We start from the raw sequence: 26,053 nt of genomic DNA, 5'->3' as shown, positions 1-26,053 counted from the left end.
CCCCCGTGCGGGGGCCGGGCCGTCACGCGTCCCCGGGGTGCCGTTCCCTCAGGGCGTCGCGTAGCTGGGCGCGGGCGGTGATGCCCAGCTTGGGGAAGATCTTGTACAGGTGGGTGCTGACCGTGCGGTGCGACAGGTAGAGCTGCTGGCCGATCTCCCGGTTGGACAGCCCCTCGGCGGCGAGGCGGGCGATGTGCAGTTCCTGCGGGGTGAGCCGGTCCGCCGTGGACGGCACACGCAGGTCGCTGGCCTCGCCCGAGGCGCGCAGCTCACGGCGGGCCCGCTCGCCCCATGCCAGCAGGCCGAGCGCGTCGCAGGCGTCGCGGGCGGCGCGCAGCGGCACCCGGGCCTCCAGGATCCGCCGCCGGCGGCGCAGCCACACGCCGTGGGCGAGCAGCAGGCGTGCCCGCGCGGTGGGCCAGCGGGTCAGGTCGGCGGCGAGGGCCTCCCGGTACAGCCCCTCGGCCTCGTCGTCGCCGGCCAGCAGGGCACGGGCGTGGCGCATGCCCACGTGCAGCAGCGATGAGGGGAACCGTGCGGCGGTCCCCTCCAGCTCACCCATCAGCGACCGGACGGCGTCCTGCCGCGGGCCGGGCGCCGCGGACTCCGCCAGCTCGCTGATCAGCCAGAACCGCCAGATCGGGTGGTAGGCGGAGTCACCGGGGTCGAACACCCGCCACAGATGCCCGAACGCCTCGGTGTGCTGCCCGGCGGACAACGCGATCACGCCTCGCGCGTGCTGGAGCAGCGCCACGCCCGAGTTCAGCCCGGCGGTGCCGAGCACCTGCTCACCCTCGGCCACCAGGGCCCGGCCCTGTGCCTCCTCGCCACGCAGCCCCGCCAGCATCCCGAGGACCGCCAGCGCCGAGGACCGCCAGCGCGGCTGCCCGGTCTCACGGGACAGGCGTTCGCACTCCTCGGCGGCCAGCCGCGTGCCGGTCACGTCGCCGCAGAAGACCAGCGCCCACATCTGTGAGGCGAGCGCCTGCGCCAGCAGGCCCGCCCTGCCCTGGGCGCGCAGGTCGGTCACCGAGGCGTCCAGGAAGCCGAGCGACAGGTCGAAGGCGCCGATCGTGGTCGCCGCCACCCCGACGATCCGCGCCATCGCGGCGTCCATGCGGGTGCCGCGCAGCCTGCTGAGGCGTTCCATGACGTCCGCGCCGCGTTCCACCGGGCTCGCCGTGGCCAGGGTGAGCACCAGCTCGGGGTCGTCCTCGGTGGCCGCCAGCCGCTCGGCCAGCACGACGACACGTTGCCGCAGCTCCCAGCCCGGGTCGGACCACCAGCACCGCAGGGTCGCGGCCCGCACGAAGTTGAGCGCGAGCGCGTGGTCGCCCGCCGCCTCGACGGACTCGACGGTCCGGACCAGCTGCCGCACCCGGTCAGGGCCCTCGTGACGCCCTTCCTCCAGCACCTCGTGCAGCCACGCCAGCCTGAACCGTTGCGGCCCGCCGAGCAGGGCGGGCTCCGCCTGGGAGAGCAACTCGGCGACCAGGTCGCGCCGGCCGAGCTCGAACGCCAGCTCGGCGGCGCGCAGCAGCCGTTCCGCCCGCGCCGCCGGGTCCTCGCTGACCTCCGCGGAACGGCGCAGCGCGGCCACCGCCACCGTGAGGGCGCCGCGCCGCCGGGCTCGTCCGGCCACGCCTTCGAGCTCGGCGGCGACGGACTCGTCCTGGTGGACGATCGACGCGGCGTGGTGCCACGCGCTGCGGTCAGGGTCCTGCTCGTGCACCGTGGCCAGCGCCGCGTGGGCCGCCTGCCGCTCGGCCGGGCCGGCCTTCTGGTAGATCGCCGAACGCACCAGCGGATGCCGGAAGCGGATGGCCCGCTCGTGGAACTCCACCAGCCCCGCCTCGGCGGCCGGGGCGAGCGCCGTGACCGTCACGTCGCCCGTCATCATGCCGCCCGCCACCAGGGCCTCCGCGAGGTCGTGGCCGTCGTTGGCGGCGGCCACCAGCAGCAGCGCCCTCGTCGCCGCGGGCAGATCGGCGAGCCGCGCGGCGAAGGCCCGCTCCAGGCGCGCGGTGAGCGGCAGGAACTCCGTCCGGGACGCGGGCGGCTCGGCGGACAACGCCAGCGGCAGCTCGACCAGCGCCAGCGGGTTGCCCGCCGCCTCCTCCAGCACCCGCCGCCGAAGGCCGGCGCCGAGGCCGGGCGAACGGGCGTCGAGCAGCGCCTCGGCCGCGTCGGGGGACAGGCCGCCCAGCCGCAGCTCGGGGACGTCGCCGTCGTCCAGACTGGTGGGGTAGCCGTCCCTGACGGCCATCAGCAGCGCGATCTGCTCGGAACGCACCCGCCGGGCCACGAAGCCCAGCACCTCGGTGGTGGGCCGGTCCATCCACTGCACGTCGTCGATGACGATCAGCAGGGGCCGGGACGCCGCCGCGTCGCCGAGCAGCGTGAGGACGGCCAGCGCGATGAGGAACCGCTCCGGCACCCCCGTCTCACGCATGCCGAACGCGCCGAACAACGCCTCCCGCTGCCGCACCGGCAGGTCGCCGGAGGCGCCAAGCATCGGCTGCACGAGCTGGTGGAGCCCGGCGAACGGCAGATGTGTCTCGCTCTGCACCCCCGCCGCGCCCGACACCACCACGCCGCGCTCACGCGCCCGGCCGATCGCGGCTTCCAGCAGGGCGGACTTGCCGATGCCCGCCTCACCCCGGACGACCAGCGCCTCGCCGCGCTCGTGGACGCGGTCGACGAGCTCCTCGACCGCCGCCACCTCGCGCTCACGCCCGAACAGGGTGCTCACCCGGCCATCCCGGCCCCTCCGGTTGTGATCAGCTTTTTCCGCACGAATTCTCTCAGACGTCCGTCTTAAGTACGGCGGTGCAGTCATCTGACGGATTACCGGCCCCGGGGTGCGGACCTAACGTTCTCGGCATCGACACCGACCCGGAAGGACCCGAGATGGCCCACGTCACCGCCGCGGACGGCACCGAGATCTTCTACAAGGACTGGGGCAGCGGGCAGCCCGTCGTCTTCAGCCACGGCTGGCCGCTGAACGCCGACGCCTGGGACGGCCAGATGCGCCTGGTCGCCGCCAACGGCTTCCGTGCCGTCGCCCACGACCGGCGGGGCCACGGCCGCTCCGGCCAGACGTGGGACGGCAACGAGATGGACACCTACGCCGACGACCTCGCCACCCTGCTCGACACCCTCGACCTGCGCGACGCGATCCTGGTGGGGCACTCCACCGGCGGCGGCGAGGTCACCCGGTACATCGGGCGGCACGGCACCGGGCGCGTCGCCAAGGCCGTGCTGCTCGGCGCCGTGCCGCCGCTGATGCTGAAGACCGGCGCCAACCCCGGCGGGCTGCCGATCGAGGTGTTCGACGGCATCAGGGCCGGGGTGGAGTCCGACCGGTCGCAGTTCTACAAGGACCTCAGCGTCCCCTTCTACGGCTTCAACCGGGAAGGCGCGGCGGTGTCGCAGGGCGTGAGCGACGCGTTCTGGCTGTGGAGCATGCAGGTGGGCATCAAGGGGGCGCTCGACTGCATCAAGGCGTTCTCCGAGACCGACTTCACCGAGGACCTCAAGCGGTTCGACGTCCCCACCCTCGTGGCGCACGGCGACGACGACCAGATCGTGCCGTTCGCGGCCTCCGCTCCGCTGTCGGCCTCGCTGATCCCCGACGCCACCCTCAAGGTCTACCCCGGCGCGCCGCACGGCCTGGCCGGCGCGTTCGAGCATGAGTTCAACGAGGACCTCCTCGCCTTCATCAAGAACTGACCTCTTCCCTTAACGAAAGGAACTCCCTGTCATGAGCACCCCCGACACCATCGTCCTCATCCACGGCTTCTGGGTGACCCCGCGGTCCTGGGAAGAATGGATCACCCACTACGAGGCCCGCGGCTACCGTGTGCTCGCCCCCGCCTACCCCGGGTTCGACGTGGAGGTGGAGGCACTCAACGCCGACCCCACGCCGATCGAGGCCCTGCGGGTGCCCGCGATCATCGAGTCCCTGGAGGCCGTGATCCGCGGCCTCGACAAGCCCCCCATCCTGATCGGCCACTCCGCGGGCGGCGCCTTCACCCAGGTCCTCCTCGACCACGGCTTCGGCGCCGCCGGCGTCGCCATCAACTCCGCCCCCACCGAAGGCGTCACCGTGGTCCCCCTGAGCCAGCTCAAGGCCACGTTCCCCGTCCTCAAGAACCCCGCCAACCACCACAAAGCCGTCGCCCTGACCCACGACCAGTGGCACTACGCCTTCACCAACACCTTCAGCGAAGAGGACTCCCGCAAGCTCTACGAGCGCTACCACGTGCCCGCCTCAGGCCGCATCCTGTGGGACAGCGTCCTCGCCAACTTCATGCCCGGCCCCCAGGAAGTCTGGGTCGACTACAACAACGACACCCGCGCCCCCCTGCTGTTCCTCTCCGGCGGCGCCGACCACCTCATGCCCCCCAAGATCCAGCAGTCCAACCTCAAGCACTACAAGTCCACCACCATCACAGAGATCAAGGAATACCCCGGCCGCTCCCACCTGATGCCCGCAGAACCCGGCTGGCAGCAGATCGCCGACGACGCCCTGGACTGGGCCATCTCCCACGCCAAGTGACCCCCCACCACCCCCGCCCGGCCGGCTCCTCCCGGCCGGGCGGCCTCGTGCCCCAGGCCCGGCGTTCCGCTGGTTGCGGCGAATCCGGCGCCTTTGTACGGCGCCTGGCCGGGGTGTTGCCGCGACACGCGGGTGAGGTGCGGGTGTCGGGTGGGGCGGACTGCGAAAATCGGGTACTGTGACGGCCCTTTTCGAGCAACTGCGAGCGGGACCGCGGAGTGTGCTCAGCCGGAGTTCCGGGGACGACGACGAGGCGCGGCGTCCCTTGCCGGTGTCCGGCATGCTGGCCGCCGCGTGGACGCTCGGGGTCGGTGTCGCCGTTCTCACCACGGTCACGCTCATCGGGTGGATCGCGGCGCCGCGGGGGGCTTTCGGGCAGGGGGTCGCCGAGGTGTTCCGGGCGGCCTGCCAGGTGTGGCTGGCGGCGCACCACGCGGGGTTCGCGATACCGGACGGACGGGTGGGGCTGCTGCCGCTGGGGCTGACGGTGCTGCCGGCGGCGCTGTTGTACCGGGCGGCGCTCTGGATGGCCAGGGACGCCGACCTGCGGCTGCGGATGCCCGCCCGCCTCCCCAAGGGCAGCACCAAGGACCTCGCCAACGCGCGCCGCCGTGCGCAGCTCGTGCTCATCGTCCAGGCGGGGGTGTCGCTGGCCGCGCCGTACGCCATGCTCGCAGGCGTCGTCGCCCTGATCGCCCGCAACGACCTGACCCAGCCGTTCATGGGAGAGGCGCTGCTCAGCCACCTGGTGCTGGCGTTCGCCGCCGGCTCGCTGGCCACGGCCCGCACGATCGGCCCGTGGCGGTCCATGCTCAGGCTGCTGCCGGAGCGGCCGAGGGCCCTGGTCGCGGGGACGGCGGTGGCACTGCTCACCATGCTCGGCGCGGGGCTGGTGCTGGTGCTGACGGCACTGGCCGCGGGTTTCGGCCAGGTGCGGGAGCTGTCGGAGTTCCTGGCGCCCGGGGTGGTCGGCGGGGTGCTGCTGCTGCTCCTGCAGGTGCTTTACCTGCCGAACCTGGTGATCTGGGGGCTGGCGTACCTCAGCGGCCCCGGGTTCATGATCGGGACGGGCACGCTGGTCGCGCCGACCGGGGTACAGCTCGGCTCGGTGCCCGCCCTGCCGGTGCTGGGGGCGCTGCCGGAGCCGGGCACGACGTCGCCGGCGCTCATGGCGGTGCTGGCGGTGCCGTTCGTCGCGGGCATCGCGGCGGGGGTCATGGTGGCACGCATGGCGCCCACCCCGCAGTTCGAGTCCGCCCCGTTGTGGGGGTTCGGCTGCGGGCTGGCCACCGGACTGTCGGCGGGGCTGCTGGCCGCCCTGGCCGGGGGGCCGCTCGGCGGTGCCCGGCTGTCGTCGGTCGGGCCGTCGGCCTTCGAGGTGGCGCTGTCGGTCACCCTGGAGGTGGGGGTGGCCGCGGGCATCTCCGCGGGCCTGGTCAACTGGTGGTCGATGTTCCGGGGTGCCCGCACGGCGCCTGCGCCGGTGCGGGTGGCCGACGAGGTCCTGTCCAAGGTGACGGCCAAGATCAAGCCGTCCGCGAACCTCCCCGGGCACTGGATGGACGCCACGGAGGCCGACACCCAGCCCCTGCCGGCCATCCGTGCCGACTGGAGCGACGAACACACACCTTTCGGTGTCGAGATCCCCCGCCCCGCCCGCCCCCTGTCCACCGCACCGCCCCGCGGCGACATCGTCGACGAGACCGACGACCGCGGAGGCCACGTCATCTACGTGGACCCGTACGCCTGGGACCGCGAGCCCTGACCGGCCGATCACCGGACGAAGGCGCCGGATTCGCCGTGTGGCCCGTGGGCCGTGGGGTGGTCAGACGTGGGCGCGCAGGCCCTGGCCGCTGGGGGAGGGTTCGAGGAGGAGCTGGTCGGGGAAACACCAGGCCCAGTCCTCGCCGGGCTCGAAGCTCTCGGCGATGGGGTGGGTGGTCCCGTGGAAGTGGGCGGTGGCGTGGCGGTTGGGGGAGGAGTCGCAGCAGCCCACGTGGCCGCAGGTCAGGCAGGTGCGGAGATGGACCCAGCGGGAGCCTGTCGCCAGGCAGTCCTCGCAGCCGGCCGGAGTGCCAGGGGCCACGTCGTTGACGAGGTCCAGGTGAGAACAGTGGGTCATCTGGTGCTCCTAGGGCGGTTGTGCTGTGAGGACCGCATCGGTGCCGGGGCCTCATTTGTACAAAGTGCGATGACAGCAGGGATATTTCCGCTGTCGGTGATCATGGAGGGAACGGCAACTGCAGCGTGCCAGGCGCGACGAACGGCAGCTTGCCTTCCATGGCCTTCTCCAGTTGCGTCACGCACACCTGCTGCGCGGTCGTCGTCCCCGCGCCCTTCATGCACTCGTTGTACGCGGTCAGCTCGCCGCTGAAGTACGTCTGGAACCAGGTCACCGAGGCCGCGAGCACGATCGAGACGGCGGAGACCAGCGAGCCCAGCACGGGCATCAGCACCGAGGACTTCTTCCGTGAGAGGGCGCGCCACGCGCGGAAGCAGACCACGACGGCGACGACGCCGAGGGCCAGCCCCAGCACCGGCACGATCATGGTGAGCGCCAGGGCGCCGATCGAGAGCAGCAGCGCACGGCGCCCGATCTCGGCCCCCGAAGTCTCGGCGGGTGGTAGCACCCCGACCTCCTCTGCGTCGTGGAGCGCGAGGGCCGATACGCTGACTGCCGTACGTCAACGTCGCCCTGAAGGAGTGCAGCCCTGTCGGCTCGGCTCGTCGTCCTCGTCTCCGGTTCGGGGACCAACCTACAGGCCCTCATCGACGCCTCCGCCGATGACGCATTCGGCGCCAGGGTCGTCGCCGTGGGCGCCGACCGCGAGGGCATCGAAGGGCTGGCCAGGGCCGGGCGCGCCGGGCTGCCGTCGTTCGTGGTCAGGGTGTCCGACCACCCCACCCGCGCGGCGTGGGACACCGCCCTGCGCGACGCCGTGGCCGCGCACGAACCCGACCTCGTGGTCTCCGCCGGGTTCATGAAGATCCTCGGCCCCGAGGTGCTCGCGGCCTTCCCCGTCGTCAACACCCACCCGGCCCTGCTGCCGTCCTTCCCCGGCGCGCACGCGGTCGCCGAGGCCCTCGCGTACGGCGTGCGGGTGACCGGCTGCACGGTCCATCTGGTGGACGCGGGCGTTGACACCGGCCCGGTCATCGCCCAGGAGGCGGTGAGCGTGGAGGATGGTGACGACGAGTCCACGCTGCACGAGCGGATCAAGACCGTGGAACGCCGCCTGCTGGTCGAGGTGGTCGGCCGCATGGCACGGGACGGCTGGACCGTGACCGGCCGCCGGGTCCGCCTCGGCGGCGCGCCCTCGGCAGAGCCACTACGTCCGGGCGGTCCGGACACAGGGAGGAGCACCAAGTGAGCCGCATCGCCATCCGGCGCGCGCTGATCACGGTTTACGACAAGTCCGGGCTGGAGGAGCTGGTCCGGGCCCTGGACGCCGCGGGCGTCGAGATCGTGTCCACGGGCGGCACGGCCTCCAAGATCGCGTCGTTCGGGGTGCCGGTGACGCCGGTGGAGTCGCTGACCGGCTTCCCCGAGTGCCTCGGCGGCCGGGTCAAGACCCTGCACCCGCGGGTGCACGCCGGTCTGCTCGCCGACGGCGCGAACCCCTCCCACGTCAAGCAGCTCGAAGAGCTGGAGATCGAGCCGTTCCAGCTCGTCGTGGTCAACCTGTACCCGTTCCAGGAGACCGTGGCCTCCGGCGCCTCGCCGGAGGAGTGTGTCGAGCAGATCGACATCGGCGGCCCCGCCATGATCCGCGCCGCGGCCAAGAACCACGGCACCGTGGCGGTGGTCACCGACCCCCGCCGGTACGCCGACGTGCTCGCCGCGATCGAGGCCGGCGGGTTCACCGAGACCGACCGGCGCCGCCTGGCCGCCGCCGCGTACGCCCACACGGCCTCGTACGACACCGTGGTGGCCTCGTGGTTCGCCAACGTCTACACGCCCGAGGAGGACTCGGCCTGGCCGGGCTTCATGGGCGCCACGTGGCAGCGACGCGCCGTGCTGCGGTACGGCGAGAACCCCCACCAGGGCGCCGCGCTGTACTCCGGCGGCACCGACGGCCTCGCGAACGCCGAGCAACTGCACGGCAAGGAGATGTCCTACAACAACTACGTCGACGCCGACGCCGCGTGGCGCGCGGCGTGGGACTTCGCCGAGCCCGCCGTGGCGATCATCAAGCACGCCAACCCGTGCGGCCTCGCCGTGGGGGCCGACGTCGCCGAGGCGCACCGCAAGGCGCACGCCTGCGACCCGGTGTCGGCGTACGGCGGGGTGATCGCGGTGAACGGCGAGGTGACCGCCGAGCTGGCCGAGCAGATCGCCCCCATCTTCACCGAGGTGGTGGTGGCGCCGTCCTTCGCGCCCGAGGCCCTGGACGTGCTCACCAAGAAGAAGAACATCCGGCTGCTGCGCTGCCCCGGGGGACCGGTCAACCCGGCCGAGTTCCGGCGTATCGACGGCGGCCTGCTCGCGCAGACCGTGGACCGGGTGGACGCGCCAGGCGACGACCCGGCCTCGTGGGAGCTCAAGGCGGGGGAGCCCGCCTCGCCGGAGGTGCTGGCCGACCTGGCGTTCGCCTGGCGGGCCTGCCGCTCGGTGAAGTCCAACGCGATCCTGCTGGCCTCCGGCGGCGCCACCGTGGGTGTCGGCATGGGGCAGGTCAACCGGGTCGACTCGGCGCGGCTGGCGGTGGCAAGGGCGGAGGACCGGGCCGCGGGGTCGGTGGGCGCCTCGGACGCGTTCTTCCCCTTCGCCGACGGGCTGGAGGTCCTCATCGAGGCGGGGGTCAAGGCCGTCGTCGAGCCCGGTGGCTCCGTGCGGGATGAAGAGGTGATCGCCGCGGCGGCCAAGGCGGGCGTCACCCTCTACTTCACCGGCACCCGGCACTTCTTCCACTGACGTGGACGCCGCCGCGCCCCGTGGCGCGGCGGCATGGGATGATGGCGAGCTGTGAGCGCGCAGATTCTCGACGGTAAGGCGACCGCCGCCAAGATCAAGGCCGATCTGGCGCAGCGGGTGGCACGGCTGGCCGCGCAGGGCGTCACGCCGGGCCTCGGCACGATCCTGGTCGGGGACGACCCGGGCAGCCAGATCTACGTGGCGGGCAAGCACCGCGACTGCGCCGAGGTCGGCATCGCGTCGATCCGCAGGGACCTGCCGGAGACCGCCACCCAGGCCGAGGTCGAGGCCGCCATCGACGAGCTCAACGCCGATCCCGCCTGCACCGGCTACATCGTGCAGCTCCCGCTGCCCCGCCACCTGGACACCCAGGCCCTGATCGAGCGCATGGACCCGGCCAAGGACGCCGACGGCCTGCACCCGGTCAACCTCGGCCGCCTCGTCCACATGGTCGACGCCCCCCTGCCGTGCACCCCGCGCGGCATCGTGGTCCTCCTCCAGGAGTACGGCGTCCCCATCAAGGGCGCCGACGTGACCGTCATCGGCCGCGGCATCACCGTCGGCCGCCCCCTCGGCCTCCTCCTCACCCGCCGCACCGAGAACGCCACCGTCACCCTCTGCCACACCGGCACCCACGACCTCCCGGCCCGCGTCCGCGACGCCGACATCGTGGTGGCCGCCGCCGGCGTCCCCGGCCTCATCACCGCCTCCATGATCAAGCCCGGCGCCGCCGTCCTCGACGTGGGCGTCTCCCGCGTGGACGGCAAACTCGCCGGCGACGTCGCCCCCGACGTCCGCGAGGTGGCGGGGTTCGTCGCCCCCAACCCCGGCGGCGTGGGCCCCATGACCCGCGCCATGCTCCTCACCAACGTGGTGGAAGCCGCCGAACACCGCCCCCACTGACCCAGAGCACCCTCCCCGGCCACGGTGTCCCCGGGCCGCCGCCTCTCCAGGTCCCGGCGCCGCAGTAGAGGTCCAGGGCCCAGTCGCCGGCGGCGGCGGCCTGTTCTCCGGTCGTGGTCTTCCCAGGGCCGCGGTTCCTCCGGTCTCTCCGGCTCATGCTCCCTTCGGGTGACCGCCGCCCCGGTCACCACCACCCACCGGGTGGGGTGAACCGGTGGATGCGGGTGTACGTCGTGAGGGTGGCGGTGGGTCATCCATAGTTCGCGGCACCCCTCTGACCTGCTATGGATTCGTGGTTTGGGGGATTTTTCCGTACTTATACGGATGCCGCTACGGATGTTCAACGAAGGGGTCGAGGACCTAGCGTCGCGGCAGGGCGGTGATGGCCCGCCCTAGGTCAGGAGGAGTGCCGCGACGTGACATTTCCCCACTTCCCGCCGTAGCGGTCGCTGAAGGCCATGGCCGTCGATCCAGCCATGGGAGAACGTCTCCGCCGGTCCGCGTGACCGGTGTGCATCGCATCGATTTCTCTCGTCACCCCCCAACTCCCACTGAACCGGGCCGCCGGGTCCCTACCCGGCGGTGTGGTCGTCGTGCGCACTCACCCCAGTGGCGCGGCGTGGGAGGCAGAGAAAGGACAACAACGCCCATGAGGCGCAGAGCTCTGCTCTCGGTGACCGCGGCGGCGGCGATGGTCGCCGTGGTGGTCCCGGCCACTCCGGCCGCGGCCAAGCCCCCGCCCGGCAGCCAGGACAAGATCCAGGCCGCCGCGGCCGACCCCGTCCAGCGTGCCACCTCCGCGGCCGACCAGGCGGTCGCCAGCGGGTTCGACAACCTGAAGGTCGGTCTCAGCGAGACCTACAAGCGCACCGGTGTGACCGCCGGCGCGGGCGGCCTGTACTACGTCACCTACGACCGCACGTACAAGGGCCTGCCCATGGTGGGCGGCGACGCGGTCGTGGTCGCCGACTCCAGCGGGCGGGTGCGCTCCACCACGGCCGCCTCCCCGGCCACCCGGGTCAGCCTGTCCACCACGCCGGCGGTCACGGCAGAAGCGGCCACCGAGACCGCCAAGACCATGCTCGCGCGCGTGGACGACACCGCCGCCGCCCGCCTGGTCGTGCTCGCCTGGGGCGCCAAGCCGCGCCTCGCCTGGGAGGCCATGGTCGCCGGCGTCGCCGACGGCAAGCCGAGCAAGCAGCACGTGTTCGTCGACGCCAGGACCGGCGAGATCGCCGACTCCTACGACGAGGTGCGCGCCGGCACCGGCACCGGCTACTACAACGGCACCGTCACCTTCAACACGACCGGCTCGGGCACGTCCTGGTCCATGGCCGACCCCACCCGCAGCGGCATCCGCTGTGGCGGCCAGAACGGCTCGACCTACACCGGCACCGACGACGCCTGGGGCAACGGCGGGGGCACCAACCTCGAGACGGCCTGTGTCGACGCGCTGTACGCCGTGCAGAAGGAATGGGACATGCTCGGCGCATGGCTCGGCCGCAACGGCATCAACGGCAGCGGCGGCGGCTTCCCCGCCCGTGTCGGCCTGAACGACGTCAACGCGTACTGGAACGGCAGCTACACCAACTTCGGCCACTCGCAGGACAACCAGCGCCAGGCCACCCCGATCGACGTCGTCGCGCACGAGTTCGGTCACGCCATCTTCCAGACCACCCCCGGTGGCGCCGGTTCCGGCAACGAGAACGGCGGCATCAACGAGGCCACCGGCGACATCTTCGGCGCGCTCACCGAGGCGTACACCAACAACCCGAACGACCCGCCGGACTACCAGGTCGGCGAAGAGGTCAACCTGGTCGGCGACGGCCCCATCCGGTACATGTACCAGCCGAGCCTCGCCGGCGACCCGAACTGCTGGTCCTCCTCGATCCCGAACACCGAGGTGCACGCCGCGGCCGGCCCGTTCAACCACTGGTTCTACCTGCTCGCCGAGGGCTCCGCGCCGGGCGGCGGCAAGCCGAACAGCCCGATCTGCTCCGGCGGCCCCGCGTCGGTGACCGGCATCGGCATCCAGAAGGCCGGCCGGATCTTCATGGGCGCGCTCCAGCGCAAGACCTCGTCCTGGCGGTACGCCACCGCCCGCCTGCACTCCCTGCAGGCCGCGGTCGAGCTGTACGGCGCGGCCAGCGTCGAGTGCGCCACCACCAAGGCGGCCTGGAACGCGATCAGCGTGCCGGCGCAGTCGGGCGAGCCGACCTGCAGCTCCTCCAGCAACGACTTCTCGATGGCGCTGAGCCCGACCGCCGGCTCGGTGGCACCGGGCGCATCGGCCACCAGCACGGTGTCCACCGCGACCACCGCGGGCAGCGCGCAGACGGTCACGTTCAGCGCCTCCGGCCTGCCGGCCACCGCGACCGCGAGCTTCAGCCCCGCGTCGGTGACCTCGGGTTCCTCGTCCACCCTGACGATCGCCACGACGGCCTCCACACCGCCGGGCACCTACCCGATCACCATCACGGGCACCGGCTCGGTCGTCCACACCGCGACGTACACGCTGACCGTCACGGGCTCCTCCGGTGGCCGGACGTTCCGCAACGACACCAACTACACCATCAACGACGGCTCCACCGTCAACAGCCCGATCACCTCGACCGCGAGCGGCAACGCCGTGTCGCCGGTGACCGTGGTGGTGACGATCTCGCACACCTGCGCGGAGGACCTGCGGATCCGGCTGCGCGGCCCGAGCGGCACGTACTACACGCTCAAGAACTACGGCGGTTCGAGCTGCACGTCCTTCGGCACCCGGACCTACACGGCGAGCGTGAGCCAGGTGGCGGCGGGCACGTGGACCCTCGAGGTCTACGACGCCTACCTTCTCGACACCGGTTTCCTCGACTGGTGGACCGTGACCGTCTGACCGCGGCCTGACCGCGATCGGTGAGAGCGACCCCCGGGATCCGCCGGTCCCGGGGGTTCACCGTTGCAGGGGGACGGCCGCGTAGGGGTCATGCCGGGGGCGCCACCTCGGTGCGGGACCGCACCCCGAGCTTGCGCAGCACGGTGGCCACGTGGCTCTCCACCGTGCGTGTGGACAGGAACAGCACGTCGGCGATCTCCCGGTTGGTGCGCCCCAGGGCGACCAGCCGCGCCACCTCCCGCTCCCGCTGCGACAACACGCTGACGTCGCGCCGCCGCCCCTTCGGGAGCTGGAACCCCACCCCGATGTCCCGCAGCGCGCGCCGGCACCGGGCCGCGTCGTGCGTGGCGCCGAGCCGGGCGAACCGCTCGGCCATCTCGGTGAAGCCCGCCGCGGCGCCTTCGTCCCCGAGCGCGAGCCGGGCCCGCGCCTCGCCCTCGCCGGCCCGCGCCGCCGCGTACGGCTCGGGCAGCGCGGCGTACGCCTCCCTGGCCAGGGCGAAGCAGGCCACGGCGTCGGCGTGCCGCTGCTCGGCGGTGGCGAGCGCCCCGCGGGCGGCGTCCAGCGCGGCGTGCGCGGTGGGGGCCATGCGCCCGGCGATGCCCTCGGCGTACTCGGCGACCAGCGCGGCCGCCGGTCTCAGCCGCCCGGCGCAGGCCAGCGCGGTGACCGCCGGCGGGACCAGGGGCGCACCCCACACCCACACGCCCTTGCGGCGCACCCGGGCGACCGCCCGCTGCGCCTCGGAGACCGCCGCGTCCAGCGCGCCGCGCGCCAGGTGCAGGTCGATCATCCCTCCGGAGGCCGCCGCGACGACCGGCACGTACCGCGCGTCCGGCGCGTCCAGCCCCGCGGCCTGGAACCACCGGTACGCCTCGTCCCACTCGCCGGTGGCCAGCGCGAGCGAGCCCAGCACCAGCCAGATGTCCACCGCGATCGGCGGCGTCTCGGTGACCAGTTCGCCGAGGGCCGCCGCCCGGTCGCGCAACCCGTCCCACCGCCCGGTCAGCCAGTCGCGGCGCACCGTCGAGGAGTCCAGCAGGTACGCGGGGTACTGCGCGCCGGTCTCCATGGCGAGGCGCCGCCCCTCCTCGGCGAACCGCGCCGCCGAGGCGTGCAGCCCGAGCGTGGTGGCGGCGTCGTGCAGGTTCGAGTACGCGCGGGCGACCTCGCGGCGTACGGCGGTGCGCGGGTCGGCCACCGGCAGCGTGGCGGCCACGGCGAACGCGTCCGGCGAGCCGATCATCATCTCCAGGGACGCCCGGTTGGCCCGCACCGCGGCGGCGAGCGCCGGGTCCTCGGTGGCGGCGACCAGCGACTCGGCCCGCGCCATCCACTCCTGGTGCGTGGACAGCGGGTCGGTGCTCCAGCCGGGCAGGGCCAGGCTGGCCCAGCCGCGGGCCGCGAGCGTCGGGCGGTCGCTCAGCTCGGCGAGCGCGGCGACGATCTCCGCCCGCCCGGTGGAGAAGTCGCCCGCCTGGTTGGACAGGACGACCCCGAGGTTGAGCCGTACCTCGCCGCGCACGCCCCGGGACAGGAAGTCGTCGCGCAGGACGTACCGCAGGAGCCGCACGACCCGCTGGTGGGAAAGGCCGGTGGCGGCGAAGCGGCTCAGCATCAGCGCGAGCGGCCCCCGGTGGCCGGCGGGCAGGTCGGCGTCCTCCAGCATGCCCTCGACGATCTCGATGGCGAGGGCGGTGTCGCCGAGCGTCGCGGCTTGCTGCGCGGCGGCGGTGCCGTGCCGCAGCCACGCGGCGATGTCCCCGGCCCGGCGGGCGTGGAAGGCGAGCTGCACCAAAGGCGGGGAGTCCATCGCCTCCAGCGCCATCTTCGCGCGGTCGTGCGCGGAACGGCGTTCCGGCCCGGGGATGGCGTCGTACACCGCCTGCTGGGCCAGCGTGTGCCGGAAGCCGTACCGGCCGTCGGGCTGCTCGTGCAGCACCCCCGCGCGCAGCGCCTCGCCGAGCCCCGCCGGGTCGCCGCCGACCGCCGTGATGAGCTGCTCGCCCGCCGGGACCCGCAACACCGCCATGGCCTGCACCGCGCCGACCGCCGCCGGGGACAGCCCCGCCATGCGGTCGGCCATCGCCTCGCGCAGCAGCTGCGGCACCCCGGCCCGGTCCAGCGCGTCCGGCCCCTCGGCGTCCGGCAGGGACCGCAGTACCTCCTCGACCACGAACGGGATGCCCGCCGTGCGCTCGTGCAGCATGCTGACGAACGAGGACGGCAGCTCGGAGCGATCCATGAGCGCCGCCGCCAGGTTCCCGACGTCCCCCGCGTCGAGAGGGGCGAGCGGCACCACGACGTACGTGGTGTCCGGCTGATGCAGGTAGGCGGGCCCGAGCGGCGAACGCGCCGCCCCGTCCCGCCGGTACGTCGCCACCACCGCCAGCCCCTCGGGCGGCCTGCCGGTGAGGAAGCGCAGCAGGTCCCGCGTCCCGTCGTCGGCCCAGTGCAGATCCTCGATGACGAGGACCGCCGGCCCCACCGCCGCCAGCAACGCCCGGATCGCCCGGAAGACCCGGTGCCGCTCCGCCCGGGGATCGTCCAGCGGCTGCGGCGACGGCGGAAGCGCGTGCGCGATCTCCGGCAGATGCCCCCGCAACGCCCCCGTCACCGGATTCAACTCCGAAGCCGGCGGCAACCGCCCCTCGACGTCCCGCAACGCCTCGAACACCGGCCCATAAGGAAACGGCTCCCGGATCGGATGACAATCCCCGAACAACACCACCCGATCCCCTGAAGGAACCCGCCCCAGCGCGGCCCGCACCAGCCGCGTCTTCCCGATCCCCGCCTCCCCCTCGACCAACACCACCGCCGGCGGCCGCGTCACCGCCTCGACCACCGCCCGTAACTCACCCGCCCGTCCGACCAACCCTGGTGAGGGCACACTCATCCACGGCTCCAAAGGAACGGCTAGCTGACCCCCGCTCAGTTATCCACCTAGCCCTGCCCACGGTCAACCCCTCCGAGTGACAAGGCTGTTACCGCTGGAGTAAACCCATAGACCTTGACCACAGGACGGAAATACATGTTCCGCTGGGCCGAATCATCAAAGCTTGTTGATGTCGTTCAGGTCGATCTCAATGGGAAACGGGACATCGACGTTGAACAGCCCCCGGCGGACCTCGATGGTGGTGTACGCGCCGACGTGACGTTCGAGCGTGTGGATGTACGCGGTGGGCGCGTCCTCCTGCTCGATGCGCCAGAAGTAGGGGATGCCGGCCCGGGCGTAGATCTGCGGTTTACGTTCACGGTCGCGGATCTGCGAGTCACGGCTGACCACTTCGATGGCGAGCACGACGTCGGTGGCCTGGTAGGCGGTGACGTCGTGGCCCAGGTCCGCGGTGGCGCGGATGACGGAGATATCCGGCTCCAAACGCTGCTTCTTGCTGAGCACCACACTCATCTCGCGCCGTATCCGCAGGTCAGCCGGGGCGCTCTTGCGTAGTGCCGCTTCCAGCAGCGACATCATCAGAGTGTGGAATGAGGTTTGGGGGGACACGAACACCAAGCTTCCATCCAGCAACTCAGTGTGCGCGGGCAAATCCGGAAAGTGATCGAGGTCGTCTGCGGTGAAGCCCCCGGGTGGAGGGATCACCCAGTCGGGAAGCTGGGCATCTGTCACGGTTTCGCTCCGAACCAGGACCGTCATGCGCTCAACAGTAGCAATCGCGGGCCGCGCTCACCGGGGACTTTTCCCGCTCCGGAGCCGGGTGAACACGCACAGTGTCGCCGTCCGGGCGCGGCGGGTCCGTCGCGGGGCGGGTCAGGATGCTCGGCGGCCGGCTGTCTGCGGGGGTGACTCGCCGGGGCCCGAGGTGCGTTGCGGGGGGACCACCGGGGTCGGGCGGACCAGGCCCAGGGCGACCACCTCGTTGGCGAGGCGGGTGCGGCGGTTGATGCCCTCGGGGATACGGAACTTCTGGTAGAGGCGGAGCAGGTGTTGTTTCACCGCCGCTTCCGTCACCACCAGGTCGTCGGCGATCTCGCGGGCCGTGGCCGGCGCCACGAACGCCTCGTCGGACAGGGCGGGGCGGCACAGGGACGTCAGGACGTCCACCTCCCGCCTTGTCAGCTCGGGGGCGGCGGCGCGGCGGAGCTCCACCTCGGGGGTGAAGTCCTCCCGAGGGACGCCGCCGACGCGGCACCGCGCGGCTCCGAAGCTCACGACGTCGCCGTCGTCCAGGACCCTCCGGGCGATCGGCCTGCCGTTCACCCGTGTGCCGTTCCTGGACAGACCCAGGTCGACGACATACAGGTACGGCCCTCGACGGACGAACTCGGCGTGCAGTCGTGACACGCTCGGGTCGGCCAGCCTGACGTCGACTCCTCGGCCCCGGCCGATCGTGGTGATCTCGGGGCGCAACGGGATGACCTCGCCGGTCTCCTCGACGCGTATGAACGGCCCCTCCACGGCAGTTCCTCCCCAGGTAGCCCGCCGTTACTTCCGCTACAGCTCCGGCTTACCCAAACGAGGGGTACGGGAATCTCCTTTGCCATAACGAGAATCACTGCAGAAATTGGTCTGGACCTCTGCGGACGGTTTTGCCTGCTCACAGGTAGACTTCGAGCGAAGATAAGCGGAGGAAACTACACATGGCGGACAACCCCACCAAAGGACTCGCCGATGTCGTCGCCGCGTCAACAGCGCTGAGCGACATCGACGGCCGAGCCGGTCGCCTCTTCTACCGCGGCTACGACATCCACGACCTCGCCGGGCGTACCGGCTTCGAGGAGACCGCGCACCTGCTCCAGTGCGGCTGCCTCCCCAACCGACAGCAGCTCGCCGACTACGGGGCGGAACTCGTCCGAGGCCGCACCCTGGGCGCGCTCGTCGAGGCGAACATCGCCGAGATCGCGGAGAAGCAGGCGCCGATGGAGGCGCTACGCAGCCTGGTCTCCCTCGCGGGCGCCGAGGACCCGGACAAGAACTCCAACGACATCGAGGCGAACCGCCGCAAGGCGGCCAGGCTGACCGCGCAGCAACCCATCCTGGTCGCCCGCTACCACGCGGCCCGCACCGGCACCACCCCCCGTGAGCCGGACCCCGAGCTGAGCATCGCGGCCAACTTCCTGCTCCAGATCACCGGCCGCGAGCCGGAGCGCCGCGCCGTCGAGATCTTCGACGCCTGCCTGACCCTGCACGCCGACCACACCATGAACGCCTCCACGTTCGCGGCCCGGGTGTGCGCGGCCACCCTGTCGGACATGCACTCGGCGATCGTGGCGGCCATCGGCACCCTCAAGGGCCCGCTGCACGGCGGCGCCAACGAGCAGGTCATGCGCACCCTGGAGAGCATCCCCGCCGACGGGGTGGCCGAGGCCGTACGCGGCAAGCTCGCCGCCGGCGAGAAGATCATGGGTTTCGGGCACCGCGTCTACAAGACCGAGGACCCCCGCGCGACCCATCTTCGCAAGATGTCGCGGGAGCTGGCGGAAGCGTCCGGAGACGACACCTACTATCGGATGTCGAAGGAGATGGAGGAGGTCGTCCTGGCGGAGAAGGGTCTCTACCCGAACGTCGACTTCTACGCCGCGACGGTCTACCACTACCTTGGCATTCCGACGGATCTGTTCACACCGGTCTTCTCGGTCAGCAGGATGTCCGGCTGGACCGCGCACGTGATCGAGCAGCACGCCGACAACCGGCTGATCCGTCCCGACAGCGAGTACATCGGGGAGCGCGACCAGAAGTGGACGCCGATTGACGAGCGGTAGGGGATGGGGGCCGTACTTCCTGGTCCTCGGAGGTGCGGCCGCCGGCCTCGGGCTGATCGCCCTGGGCCTGCCGGCCTGGGCGGGAGCGATGATCGTGGCGTTCGCGGTGCTCGCGGGCGCGGCTCTCCGGGTGATCCTTCCGGATCGCCCGGAGAGCTTGCTCAGTGTGCGGCGCAGGAGCACGGACCTCGTCACCTACGGGCTCCTCGGCGTCGTGATGGCGCTGGTCGCTGTCAGCCTGACCGTGCCGCGGATCTTCGGGTAGCGAAAGGTCGGACATACCCATCCGATAGCCTCAATCGCCACCGATTTCCGCAAGAAGGACTGTTTGCTCAGTTGTAAAGGGGAACCCCAAGCATGCCCAAGATCAAGGTAGCGGGTCCCGTCGTCGAACTCGACGGCGACGAGATGACCCGGATCATCTGGAAATTCATCAAGGACCAGTTGATCCTGCCCTACCTCGACGTCGACCTGAAGTACTACGACCTCGGGATCGAGCACCGTGACGCCACCGACGACCAGGTGACGGTCGACGCCGCCAACGCCATCAAGCAGTACGGCGTCGGCGTGAAGTGCGCCACGATCACCCCCGACGAGGCGCGGGTGGAGGAGTTCGGACTCAAGAAGATGTGGCGGTCGCCGAACGGCACGATCCGCAACATCCTCGGCGGCGTGGTCTTCCGTGAGCCGATCATCATGTCCAACGTGCCGCGGCTGGTGCCCGGCTGGACCAAGCCCATCGTGATCGGCCGTCACGCGTTCGGCGACCAGTACCGCGCCACCGACCTCAAGGTGCCGGGCGAGGGCACGCTGACCCTGACCTTCACCCCCAAGGACGGCTCGGCGCCCATCGAGCTGGACGTCTACGACTTCCCCGGCTCCGGCGTCGCCCTCGCGATGTACAACCTGGACGAGTCGATCCGTGACTTCGCCCGCGCCTCCATGCGGTACGGCCTGGACCGCCGGTACCCCGTGTACCTCTCGACCAAGAACACGATCCTGAAGGCCTACGACGGCCGCTTCAAGGACATCTTCGCCGAGGTGTACGAGTCCGAGTTCAAGGCCGACTTCGAGGCCGCCGGCATCACCTACGAGCACCGCCTGATCGACGACATGGTCGCCCAGGCGATGAAGTGGGAGGGCGGCTACGTCTGGGCCTGCAAGAACTACGACGGCGACGTCCAGTCCGACACCGTGGCCCAGGGTTTCGGCTCCCTCGGCCTGATGACCTCGGTCCTCATGTCCCCCGACGGCCGCACCGTCGAGGCCGAGGCCGCCCACGGCACGGTCACCCGCCACTACCGCCAGCACCAGCAGGGCAAGCCGACCTCCACCAACCCCATCGCGTCCATCTTCGCCTGGACCCGGGGCCTGGCCCACCGCGGCAAGCTGGACAACCAGCCCGAGGTCACGGCTTTCGCCGACACCCTGGAGAAGGTCTGCGTGGAAACGGTCGAGTCCGGCCAGATGACCAAGGACCTCGCCCTCATCGTCGGCGGCGACGCCCAGTGGCTCACCACCCAGGACTTCCTCGCCGCCCTGGACGAGAACCTGAAGAAGAAGATGGCCTCCTAGCTGAACTCGGCCCCTACCTGCGGCTCTGCCGCTGGGCAGGGGCCGTTTCGTGCCCGCGGGGAGGGCCGCCGCTCGTGGCCCTCCCCGCGGTGCGATGCCCTCAGGGGATCAGTACACGAAGACGCTGCCCGCGTTGAAGGTGAAGCTCGAGTAGCTGCCGGGCCACAGCGGCATGGGAGTGCCGGTGCAGTCGGTGTTGGTCCACAGCGTGGCGATCTGACTGGCGGTGTTGATCGCCGAGTGGGCCCGCCCCGAGCCCCAGCCGTGGGCGACGAGGTTCACACAGGCGCCCGCGGGGGGATTCAGCGACTGCGCGGTGAACCTCGCGCCGGTGTAATCGGTGCCCTCGAATAAGCAGAGGGTGCGGCTGAACTCGCACGTCCCGTCGAGCGCCGCCGACGAGGCGGCGGCGGGAGTGGCGGTGAGGCCGCCGGCGAGTAGCGCGGCCGCCGCCAGCGACGCCGCGACCGCGAACCTGCCCTTGTGGTTGATCCTGGAAGCGTTCACTTTCTTTCTCCCTTTATGCTCGATGAAACTCTGACGGCGGCGCGGGGAATAGATTTCCGCCACCTGACGCATAACGCGGCAGCGCATGCGCGCCTTTGCTCGGCAAGCGTTTTCGGCCACGCGGGATCGCGGAACGAATGTCAGCGCGACAGGCGGCCTGAATGCGACGAGGAGCCGCACGCGTCCCGCGCGGCGGGACACGCGAAAGTGCGCCTCACCGGCCATGTGGCCGGCGCGGACACGACTACGGTCAAGGTTCGGACGGGAATTCGGGAGGATAGGCGCGACGGGGCGATGAGCGGCTGCGCCGTGCCCCGCGACGGTTCGATGGAAAGCGGTCCGGATGGCCCATGGCTCGCCAGGGCACCGGCTTCGTGGCTCTGAACAGTGCCTTTCTCACACTCACAGCGTCCCCGTACGCAGTCGAATGGTGGAGAAACAGGAATCACTTACCGAGCAGTCGAACGCGCAGAAAAGTAACACATCATTGACTACATCCGCAACACCCCGGACAAGCAGCCATTCACGGGAATTGTGGAATTGCGCGCCGTACATGAGGTCCACCCCGGCGACCGGAAGGTCTCCTCGCGCGCCCGGACGCGTCCCTCCGCCGCCGAAAGGTCGCCCCGGGAGGGCGGTGCCACCCCCCGCCGGCCCGGCGGCGGAGAACGGATCTCAGGCGATGACCGGGACGCCGCGATGAGCGCCACAGCCGCCTCGGCGGTGTGCGCCAGGAAGGTCAGCGTCTCCTTGCCGGTGTCGCCGGGTCACGTAACGCCTCGTGGGGGTTGTTCCAAGTACGGGTGTTGACCGGGACGACGAAGGGAACGCGGGCGGTGCGTCTCAGACGAACGGGGACGGCGGGGATCTCGACCGACCCTGTGGCTTTCGAAGCCTTCTACCGGCGTCATGTCGACGCGGTCACGCGGTTCATGGCGCGAAGGGTGGGCGACCCCCACACGGTCGCCGATCTGGTGGCCGAGGTCTTCATCGCGGTGCTTGACTCGGCGCACACTTACCGCCCTGGCCTGGGCAGCGAGATCGGCTGGCTGTACGGCGTCGCACGCAACACCCTTGTGGCCGAACGCCGACGGGCCGCACGCGAGATCCGGCTGGCCAGGCGGATCGACGGCCGCAGGCTCCTGGACGCCGATGACCTGGCGCGTCTCGAGGAGCGCCTGGACGCGGAGGAGCCCGCGCGGCGGGTGCTCGCCGCCATGGCCGCGCTGCCCGAGAGCGAACGGGCGGTCCTGGAACTGGTCGCCGTCGACCAGCTCACCGTAGGAGAAGCCGCCGCCGCGCTCGGGATCAGGCAGGGAACCGCCCGGGTCCGTCTGCACCGTGCCCGCCAGTCATTGCGCAAGGTGCCGGGCGTCGCCCTCCCCACCGTGATGGAAGGACTCAGATGAACTTCGAGGACAAACTGTTGGTCGAACTCAAGGCGGAAATGGCCGAGCGGGCGACGCGAGAGGCCGCCCGGGGACCGCGACGGTTCGTGACCCCCCTGCGTCTCGGCGCGGCGGCGGCTCTGGCGGCGGTCGCCGTCTCGGTCCCGCTGGTGCTGGGTGGCGGCGCGGCCGCGTACGCGGTCACGAGGAACCCGGACGGCACGCTGACCGTGACGGTCAAGGAACTCCAGGACGCGAAGGGTCTGCAGGCCACGCTGAACGCCCAAGGCGTCAGGTCCGACGTCACCTACACCCCACGGGACAAGAAATGCGCCCCGGGCCGGTTCGTCAGCGCGGATCACGCCTATGGGTCTCCTGACCCCAGGAACATGACCGCGGAACAGCTCAGGGAGTGGGGACGGCCGGAGCACTGGCGGTCCAAGCGGACCGTGATCCCCGTGAGCCAGGGCAAGTACAAGATCTCCCCGAACCTCATGAGGTCCGGAGAGACCCTGGTACTGGAGTTCAGGCTCGGCAACGATCCGAGGGTCGGCTGGAGCCTGGGGGCCTACCTGGCCAAGCCGGGCAGCCCCGTACGGCCCTGCGTCCTGGTGGATGAGGGAGGTTCCGACAGGGAGCACGCCGACGAGATGGCCGGGCGTCCGCGACCGCTGGAGACGGCCGACTGACTCGCCCGTCACGTGAACGGGGGCCGCCCCGCCGGATCGAGCCGGCGGGGCGGCTCTCACGCGTTCCGCGCGGGGACGGGGAGGTCACGGCGTGGTCTCGTCCGGCTGGGAAAGGGCCAAGGAGCCGTAAAGTTCTGGTGTCGAGTTGACGTAAGACGCGGGGGACGCGGGATGCCGGAGCTTGGGCCGCTGGGGCGGGGTGATCCTCAGCAGCTTGGCCCGTTCAGACTCTCCGGGCGTATCGGGGAGGGTGGGCAGGGGGTCGTGTACCTCGGGTGGGACGCCGAGGGTGGGCGGGTCGCGGTGAAGTTGCTGCATGTGAAGTTCAGTGGGGACGTCACGGCGCGGTCGCGGTTCGCGCGGGAGTTGAAGGCGGCCGAGCGGGTGGCGTCGTTCTGCACGGCGCGGGTGGTGGACGCGGACCTGGACGGGGACACGCCTTACATCGCCAGCGAGTACATCGAGGGGCGCTCGCTGCGGGAGGCCGTCGAGGACGGCGGGCCGCTGGCCGGCAGCGCTCTGGAACGGCTGGCGGTCGGCACGGCGACGGCGCTGACGGCGATCCACCACGCGGGCATCGTGCACCGGGACTTCAAGCCCGACAACGTGCTGATGGCGGCGGACGGGCCCCGGGTGGTCGACTTCGGCATCGCCCGCATCCTCGACTCCACCGGCACGATCACCAGCAGGGCGGTGGGGACGCCGGCTTACATGGCGCCGGAGCAGATCTCCGGCGGTGAGGTCGGGCCGCCGGCCGACGTGTTCGCCTGGGGGTCCACGCTGGCGTTCGCGGCCACGGGCACGGTGCCGTTCGGCGGCAACTCCATCGCGGCGGTGCTCAACCGCGTGCTCAACGACGACGCCGACCTCACCGGGCTCCCCGAGCCGCTGCGCGGCGTGGTGCGGGCCAGCCTGACCAAGCGGCCCGCCGAGCGTCCCACCGCCGACGAGATCCTGCTGCGGCTGCTCGGCCGCGGATCCCGTCCCGGCGGGACGGCCCACGCCTCCACCGCTCTGCTCACCGAGGGGCTGGAGGCCGCCGCGAGCCCCACCGTCACCCCCGCCGCGCCGGAGGCACCGGTGAAGCGGGGTGGCCGCGGGCGCCGCTGGGCCGCGGTGGGGGCCGCGCTGCTGGTGCTGTCCGCCGGGGGCGCCATGGCCGCTTGGCAGTGGGGGCCGTACGGCCGGGCGGGCACACCCACCGCGACCCCGGCTCCCGAGACGACGCCGCCCGGCGGCCCGCCCACGGAGTTCGCGTCGGTGGCCGACAAGGCCGCCGCCACCCGCGAGATCACTATCGCGATGCGCGACTTCGTGCCGGGGGTGGCACTCCACAGCCAGGGGGTGTGGCGGGGATTCGAGGTGGACGTCGGCACCTACATCGCCAAGCAGCTCGGCGTGCCCGCGGAGGGCGTCACGTTCCGCGGCTCTAGCCGGGACGAGCGCATCGGGCTGCTGAACTCCGGCGAGGCCGACCTGGTGATCGCCACCTACTCCATCAACGACGACCCGGTGACCTTCGCGGGGCCGTACTACACCGCGCACGTGGACCTGCTGGTCCGGTCGGGCGACCCGTACGAGAAGCCGGCCGACCTCGCGGGCCGCAAGATGTGCTCACCCGCGTCCAACGCCTCGGTGGGCGTCGTGCAGGACAAGGTGAAGGTGCAGCTCGTCCCGGCGGACACCTACGCCGACTGCATGACGATGCTCCACGAGGGCCTCGTGGAGGCCGTTCCGGGTGACGACCTGCTGCTCGCCGGGTTCGCCCAGCGCGACAACATCCGCTACAAGGTGCTCGGCGCCAAGCTCACCGACGAGCGGTACGGCGTGGCGGTGAAGAGGGGCGACGTGCGAACCTGCCGGGCCATCGGCGGCGCCATCAACCAGATGTACGAGGACGGCACGGTGGCGGCGCTGCTCAAGCGGCACTTCGGCCAGGTGGACTTCCGCCCGGAACTGCGCATGCCGAACCTCACCCCCTGCCGCTGACGGGCCGCCCGGGACGCCGGTCCCTGCCGTGGACGGTGCCGCCCGGGGGCCGCTGACGGCCGGGACGCGGGCCCGTCCGGCGTCCCATGCGATCTTTACTTCCGCGTGGGGTTGCCCGGGGGTGTCGAGGCGGGTGCCGGGCCGGCGGGACGGCGTTCAATTGGTGGCGAACATATGGGGGTCGTCCGTCAATGGGTCTTTTCACGGCCGGAGTCGCCGCCGGTCTCGTCCTGCTCGTCGTCGCCGCGCCCGCGCCGGCCGGTGTACCGCCGGTCCCGTGGCGTGCGGGAGGGGCCGACCTGTCGGTGCGTCTCACCGCCGCGCCGCACGTGGCACAGCCGGGCCACTGGCTCACCTACCGGGTGCGGGTGCGCAACGCCGGCCCGGGGGACGCGGTGCTGCCCGTGCTGACGGTCCGCGTGCCGGACGAGGTGGAGATCGTGCACGTGGACGTGGCCGCCTGCCACCCCGGCGCGACACCCAACGAGGTGGTGTGCCCGTCGCCCGCCGACATCCCGTCCGGCGGCTCGGGTGCCCTGACGGTGCTCGGCAAGGTGCGCGCAGGCGCGCGGGGCCCGCTGCGCGCCGGCGCCCGCCTCACCTCGGAGGTGGCGGACGTGCACGAAGGGGACAACCGCGCCGGGCTGGTCACCAGGATCGCCCGGGTGCGGCCGGCCCACCGCCCCCGGCCGGAGGTCAGGCGGAGGGGTGAGACCGCTCGGTGCAGTCGCTGCCGGGGGTGACGTGGGGCATGCGGGCCGTGGCGAAGACCGCGCCCGCCGCCGACAGCAGGGCGGCGACCAGGATCAGCCCGGCACAGGCGAGTCTCACCGCGAAGGACGGGACAGCTCCAGCTTTGACCACGAAGGAGATCACACCACAGATGACACAGAGAGACACCGGTTTCGCAGAACGTGACTTTGTTTC

Annotated in this window: 22 protein-coding genes; 14 read left to right on the top strand and 8 right to left on the bottom strand. The window is 71.7% G+C overall.

All coding sequences use genetic code 11. The features are described from left to right. Nucleotides 1-22: 22 nt before the first annotated feature. Nucleotides 23-2,752, bottom strand: a complete 2,730-nt coding sequence (locus ABGB17_RS07600) for an AAA family ATPase (protein ID WP_347627086.1) — start codon at nt 2,750-2,752, stop codon at nt 23-25. A gap of 158 nt (nt 2,753-2,910) precedes the next feature. Here ABGB17_RS07600 and ABGB17_RS07595 point away from each other — a divergent pair, with 158 nt between their 5' ends. From ABGB17_RS07595 to ABGB17_RS07585, 3 genes are all read left to right on the top strand, one after another. After that, nucleotides 2,911-3,732, top strand: a complete 822-nt coding sequence (locus ABGB17_RS07595; protein WP_347627085.1) for an alpha/beta hydrolase — start codon at nt 2,911-2,913, stop codon at nt 3,730-3,732. A gap of 31 nt (nt 3,733-3,763) precedes the next feature. Beyond that, entirely contained in the window at nt 3,764-4,561 is a 798-nt protein-coding gene (locus ABGB17_RS07590; protein WP_347627084.1) for an alpha/beta hydrolase, read from the top strand. A 178-nt stretch (nt 4,562-4,739) separates the two neighbouring features. After that, a complete protein-coding gene (locus ABGB17_RS07585; protein ID WP_347627083.1) occupies nt 4,740-6,326 on the top strand; it encodes a DUF6350 family protein in 1,587 nt (528 codons plus the stop codon). A 60-nt stretch (nt 6,327-6,386) separates the two neighbouring features. Here ABGB17_RS07585 and ABGB17_RS07580 read toward each other — a convergent pair whose 3' ends face one another. Together ABGB17_RS07580 and ABGB17_RS07575 are read right to left on the bottom strand one after the other, a co-directional pair. Further along, a complete protein-coding gene (locus tag ABGB17_RS07580) occupies nt 6,387-6,683 on the bottom strand; it encodes a UBP-type zinc finger domain-containing protein (protein ID WP_347627082.1) in 297 nt (98 codons plus the stop codon). Nucleotides 6,684-6,783: 100 nt separating this feature from the next. Further along, nucleotides 6,784-7,191, bottom strand: a complete 408-nt coding sequence (locus tag ABGB17_RS07575; protein ID WP_347627081.1) for a hypothetical protein — start codon at nt 7,189-7,191, stop codon at nt 6,784-6,786. Nucleotides 7,192-7,272: 81 nt separating this feature from the next. Between ABGB17_RS07575 and purN the strand changes: the two genes are divergently transcribed. From purN to ABGB17_RS07555, 4 genes are all read left to right on the top strand, one after another. Further along, nucleotides 7,273-7,932, top strand: a complete 660-nt coding sequence (purN, locus tag ABGB17_RS07570; RefSeq protein ID WP_347627164.1) for a phosphoribosylglycinamide formyltransferase — start codon at nt 7,273-7,275, stop codon at nt 7,930-7,932. Next, nucleotides 7,929-9,476, top strand: a complete 1,548-nt coding sequence (gene purH / locus ABGB17_RS07565) for a bifunctional phosphoribosylaminoimidazolecarboxamide formyltransferase/IMP cyclohydrolase (protein WP_347627080.1) — start codon at nt 7,929-7,931, stop codon at nt 9,474-9,476. The genes purN and purH overlap by 4 nt, the downstream gene beginning before the upstream one ends. 51 nt (nt 9,477-9,527) lie before the next feature. Further along, a complete protein-coding gene (locus ABGB17_RS07560) occupies nt 9,528-10,379 on the top strand; it encodes a bifunctional methylenetetrahydrofolate dehydrogenase/methenyltetrahydrofolate cyclohydrolase (RefSeq protein WP_347627079.1) in 852 nt (283 codons plus the stop codon). Nucleotides 10,380-11,028: 649 nt separating this feature from the next. Further along, entirely contained in the window at nt 11,029-13,257 is a 2,229-nt protein-coding gene (locus tag ABGB17_RS07555) for a M4 family metallopeptidase (protein ID WP_347627078.1), read from the top strand. Nucleotides 13,258-13,345: 88 nt separating this feature from the next. Here ABGB17_RS07555 and ABGB17_RS07550 read toward each other — a convergent pair whose 3' ends face one another. The 3 genes from ABGB17_RS07550 to ABGB17_RS07540 all read right to left on the bottom strand — a co-directional run bounded on the left by ABGB17_RS07550 (nt 13,346) and on the right by ABGB17_RS07540 (nt 17,674). Next, the gene (locus tag ABGB17_RS07550; protein WP_347627077.1) at nt 13,346-16,153 is read right to left on the bottom strand and encodes an AAA family ATPase; all 2,808 of its coding nucleotides are present in this window, start codon (nt 16,151-16,153) and stop codon (nt 13,346-13,348) included. Between the two features lie 156 nt (nt 16,154-16,309). Beyond that, a complete protein-coding gene (locus tag ABGB17_RS07545; protein WP_347627076.1) occupies nt 16,310-16,912 on the bottom strand; it encodes a Uma2 family endonuclease in 603 nt (200 codons plus the stop codon). A gap of 114 nt (nt 16,913-17,026) precedes the next feature. Then, on the bottom strand, nt 17,027-17,674 hold the full coding sequence (locus tag ABGB17_RS07540) for an FHA domain-containing protein (protein WP_347627075.1): 648 nt from the start codon (nt 17,672-17,674) through the stop codon (nt 17,027-17,029). A 182-nt stretch (nt 17,675-17,856) separates the two neighbouring features. Here ABGB17_RS07540 and ABGB17_RS07535 point away from each other — a divergent pair, with 182 nt between their 5' ends. From ABGB17_RS07535 to ABGB17_RS07525, 3 genes are all read left to right on the top strand, one after another. After that, nucleotides 17,857-18,978 (top strand): citrate/2-methylcitrate synthase, encoded by a 1,122-nt coding sequence (locus ABGB17_RS07535; protein WP_347627074.1) that lies wholly within the window; start codon nt 17,857-17,859, stop codon nt 18,976-18,978. Beyond that, complete coding sequence (locus tag ABGB17_RS07530) at nt 18,965-19,243, top strand: DUF3017 domain-containing protein (RefSeq protein WP_347627073.1); 279 nt, start codon at nt 18,965-18,967, stop codon at nt 19,241-19,243. The genes ABGB17_RS07535 and ABGB17_RS07530 overlap by 14 nt, the downstream gene beginning before the upstream one ends. 92 nt (nt 19,244-19,335) lie before the next feature. Next, entirely contained in the window at nt 19,336-20,553 is a 1,218-nt protein-coding gene (locus ABGB17_RS07525) for an NADP-dependent isocitrate dehydrogenase (RefSeq protein ID WP_347627072.1), read from the top strand. 108 nt (nt 20,554-20,661) lie between these two features. Here the strand turns inward: ABGB17_RS07525 and ABGB17_RS07520 are convergent, their stop codons facing one another. Further along, nucleotides 20,662-21,060, bottom strand: coding sequence for a peptidase inhibitor family I36 protein (locus ABGB17_RS07520; RefSeq protein WP_347627071.1), 399 nt, complete (start codon nt 21,058-21,060; stop codon nt 20,662-20,664). An 836-nt stretch (nt 21,061-21,896) separates the two neighbouring features. On the opposite strand from ABGB17_RS07520, the gene ABGB17_RS07515 reads away from it, so the two are divergent. From ABGB17_RS07515 to ABGB17_RS07500, 4 genes are all read left to right on the top strand, one after another. After that, a complete protein-coding gene (locus ABGB17_RS07515; RefSeq protein ID WP_347627070.1) occupies nt 21,897-22,469 on the top strand; it encodes a sigma-70 family RNA polymerase sigma factor in 573 nt (190 codons plus the stop codon). Next, nucleotides 22,466-23,137, top strand: a complete 672-nt coding sequence (locus ABGB17_RS07510) for a hypothetical protein (RefSeq protein ID WP_347627069.1) — start codon at nt 22,466-22,468, stop codon at nt 23,135-23,137. Before ABGB17_RS07515 ends, ABGB17_RS07510 begins: the two co-directional genes overlap by 4 nt. A gap of 171 nt (nt 23,138-23,308) precedes the next feature. Further along, a complete protein-coding gene (locus tag ABGB17_RS07505) occupies nt 23,309-25,126 on the top strand; it encodes a serine/threonine-protein kinase (RefSeq protein WP_347627068.1) in 1,818 nt (605 codons plus the stop codon). 191 nt (nt 25,127-25,317) lie between these two features. After that, entirely contained in the window at nt 25,318-25,869 is a 552-nt protein-coding gene (locus ABGB17_RS07500) for a hypothetical protein (protein ID WP_347627067.1), read from the top strand. Here the strand turns inward: ABGB17_RS07500 and ABGB17_RS07495 are convergent. Further along, nucleotides 25,823-25,957, bottom strand: coding sequence for a hypothetical protein (locus tag ABGB17_RS07495; RefSeq protein ID WP_347627066.1), 135 nt, complete (start codon nt 25,955-25,957; stop codon nt 25,823-25,825). The genes ABGB17_RS07500 and ABGB17_RS07495 overlap by 47 nt on opposite strands. Nucleotides 25,958-26,053 lie beyond the last annotated feature (96 nt).

Origin of the sequence: Sphaerisporangium sp. B11E5 (assembly GCF_039871875.1) — a bacterium.
Classification (GTDB): Bacteria; Actinomycetota; Actinomycetes; order Streptosporangiales; family Streptosporangiaceae; genus Sphaerisporangium.
This window is presented reverse-complemented; position numbering and strand designations above follow the sequence as displayed.

Coding starts and splice junctions, on each gene's coding strand:
- ABGB17_RS07595 (WP_347627085.1), top strand. CDS start 2,911: ATGGCCCACGTCACCGCCGCGGACGGCACCGAGATCTTCTACAAGGAC.
- ABGB17_RS07590 (WP_347627084.1), top strand. CDS start 3,764: ATGAGCACCCCCGACACCATCGTCCTCATCCACGGCTTCTGGGTGACC.
- ABGB17_RS07580 (WP_347627082.1), bottom strand. CDS start 6,683: ATGACCCACTGTTCTCACCTGGACCTCGTCAACGACGTGGCCCCTGGC.
- ABGB17_RS07555 (WP_347627078.1), top strand. CDS start 11,029: ATGAGGCGCAGAGCTCTGCTCTCGGTGACCGCGGCGGCGGCGATGGTC.
- ABGB17_RS07550 (WP_347627077.1), bottom strand. CDS start 16,153: ATGAGTGTGCCCTCACCAGGGTTGGTCGGACGGGCGGGTGAGTTACGG.
- ABGB17_RS07545 (WP_347627076.1), bottom strand. CDS start 16,912: ATGACGGTCCTGGTTCGGAGCGAAACCGTGACAGATGCCCAGCTTCCC.
- ABGB17_RS07535 (WP_347627074.1), top strand. CDS start 17,857: ATGGCGGACAACCCCACCAAAGGACTCGCCGATGTCGTCGCCGCGTCA.
- ABGB17_RS07525 (WP_347627072.1), top strand. CDS start 19,336: ATGCCCAAGATCAAGGTAGCGGGTCCCGTCGTCGAACTCGACGGCGAC.
- ABGB17_RS07510 (WP_347627069.1), top strand. CDS start 22,466: ATGAACTTCGAGGACAAACTGTTGGTCGAACTCAAGGCGGAAATGGCC.
- ABGB17_RS07505 (WP_347627068.1), top strand. CDS start 23,309: ATGCCGGAGCTTGGGCCGCTGGGGCGGGGTGATCCTCAGCAGCTTGGC.
- ABGB17_RS07500 (WP_347627067.1), top strand. CDS start 25,318: ATGGGTCTTTTCACGGCCGGAGTCGCCGCCGGTCTCGTCCTGCTCGTC.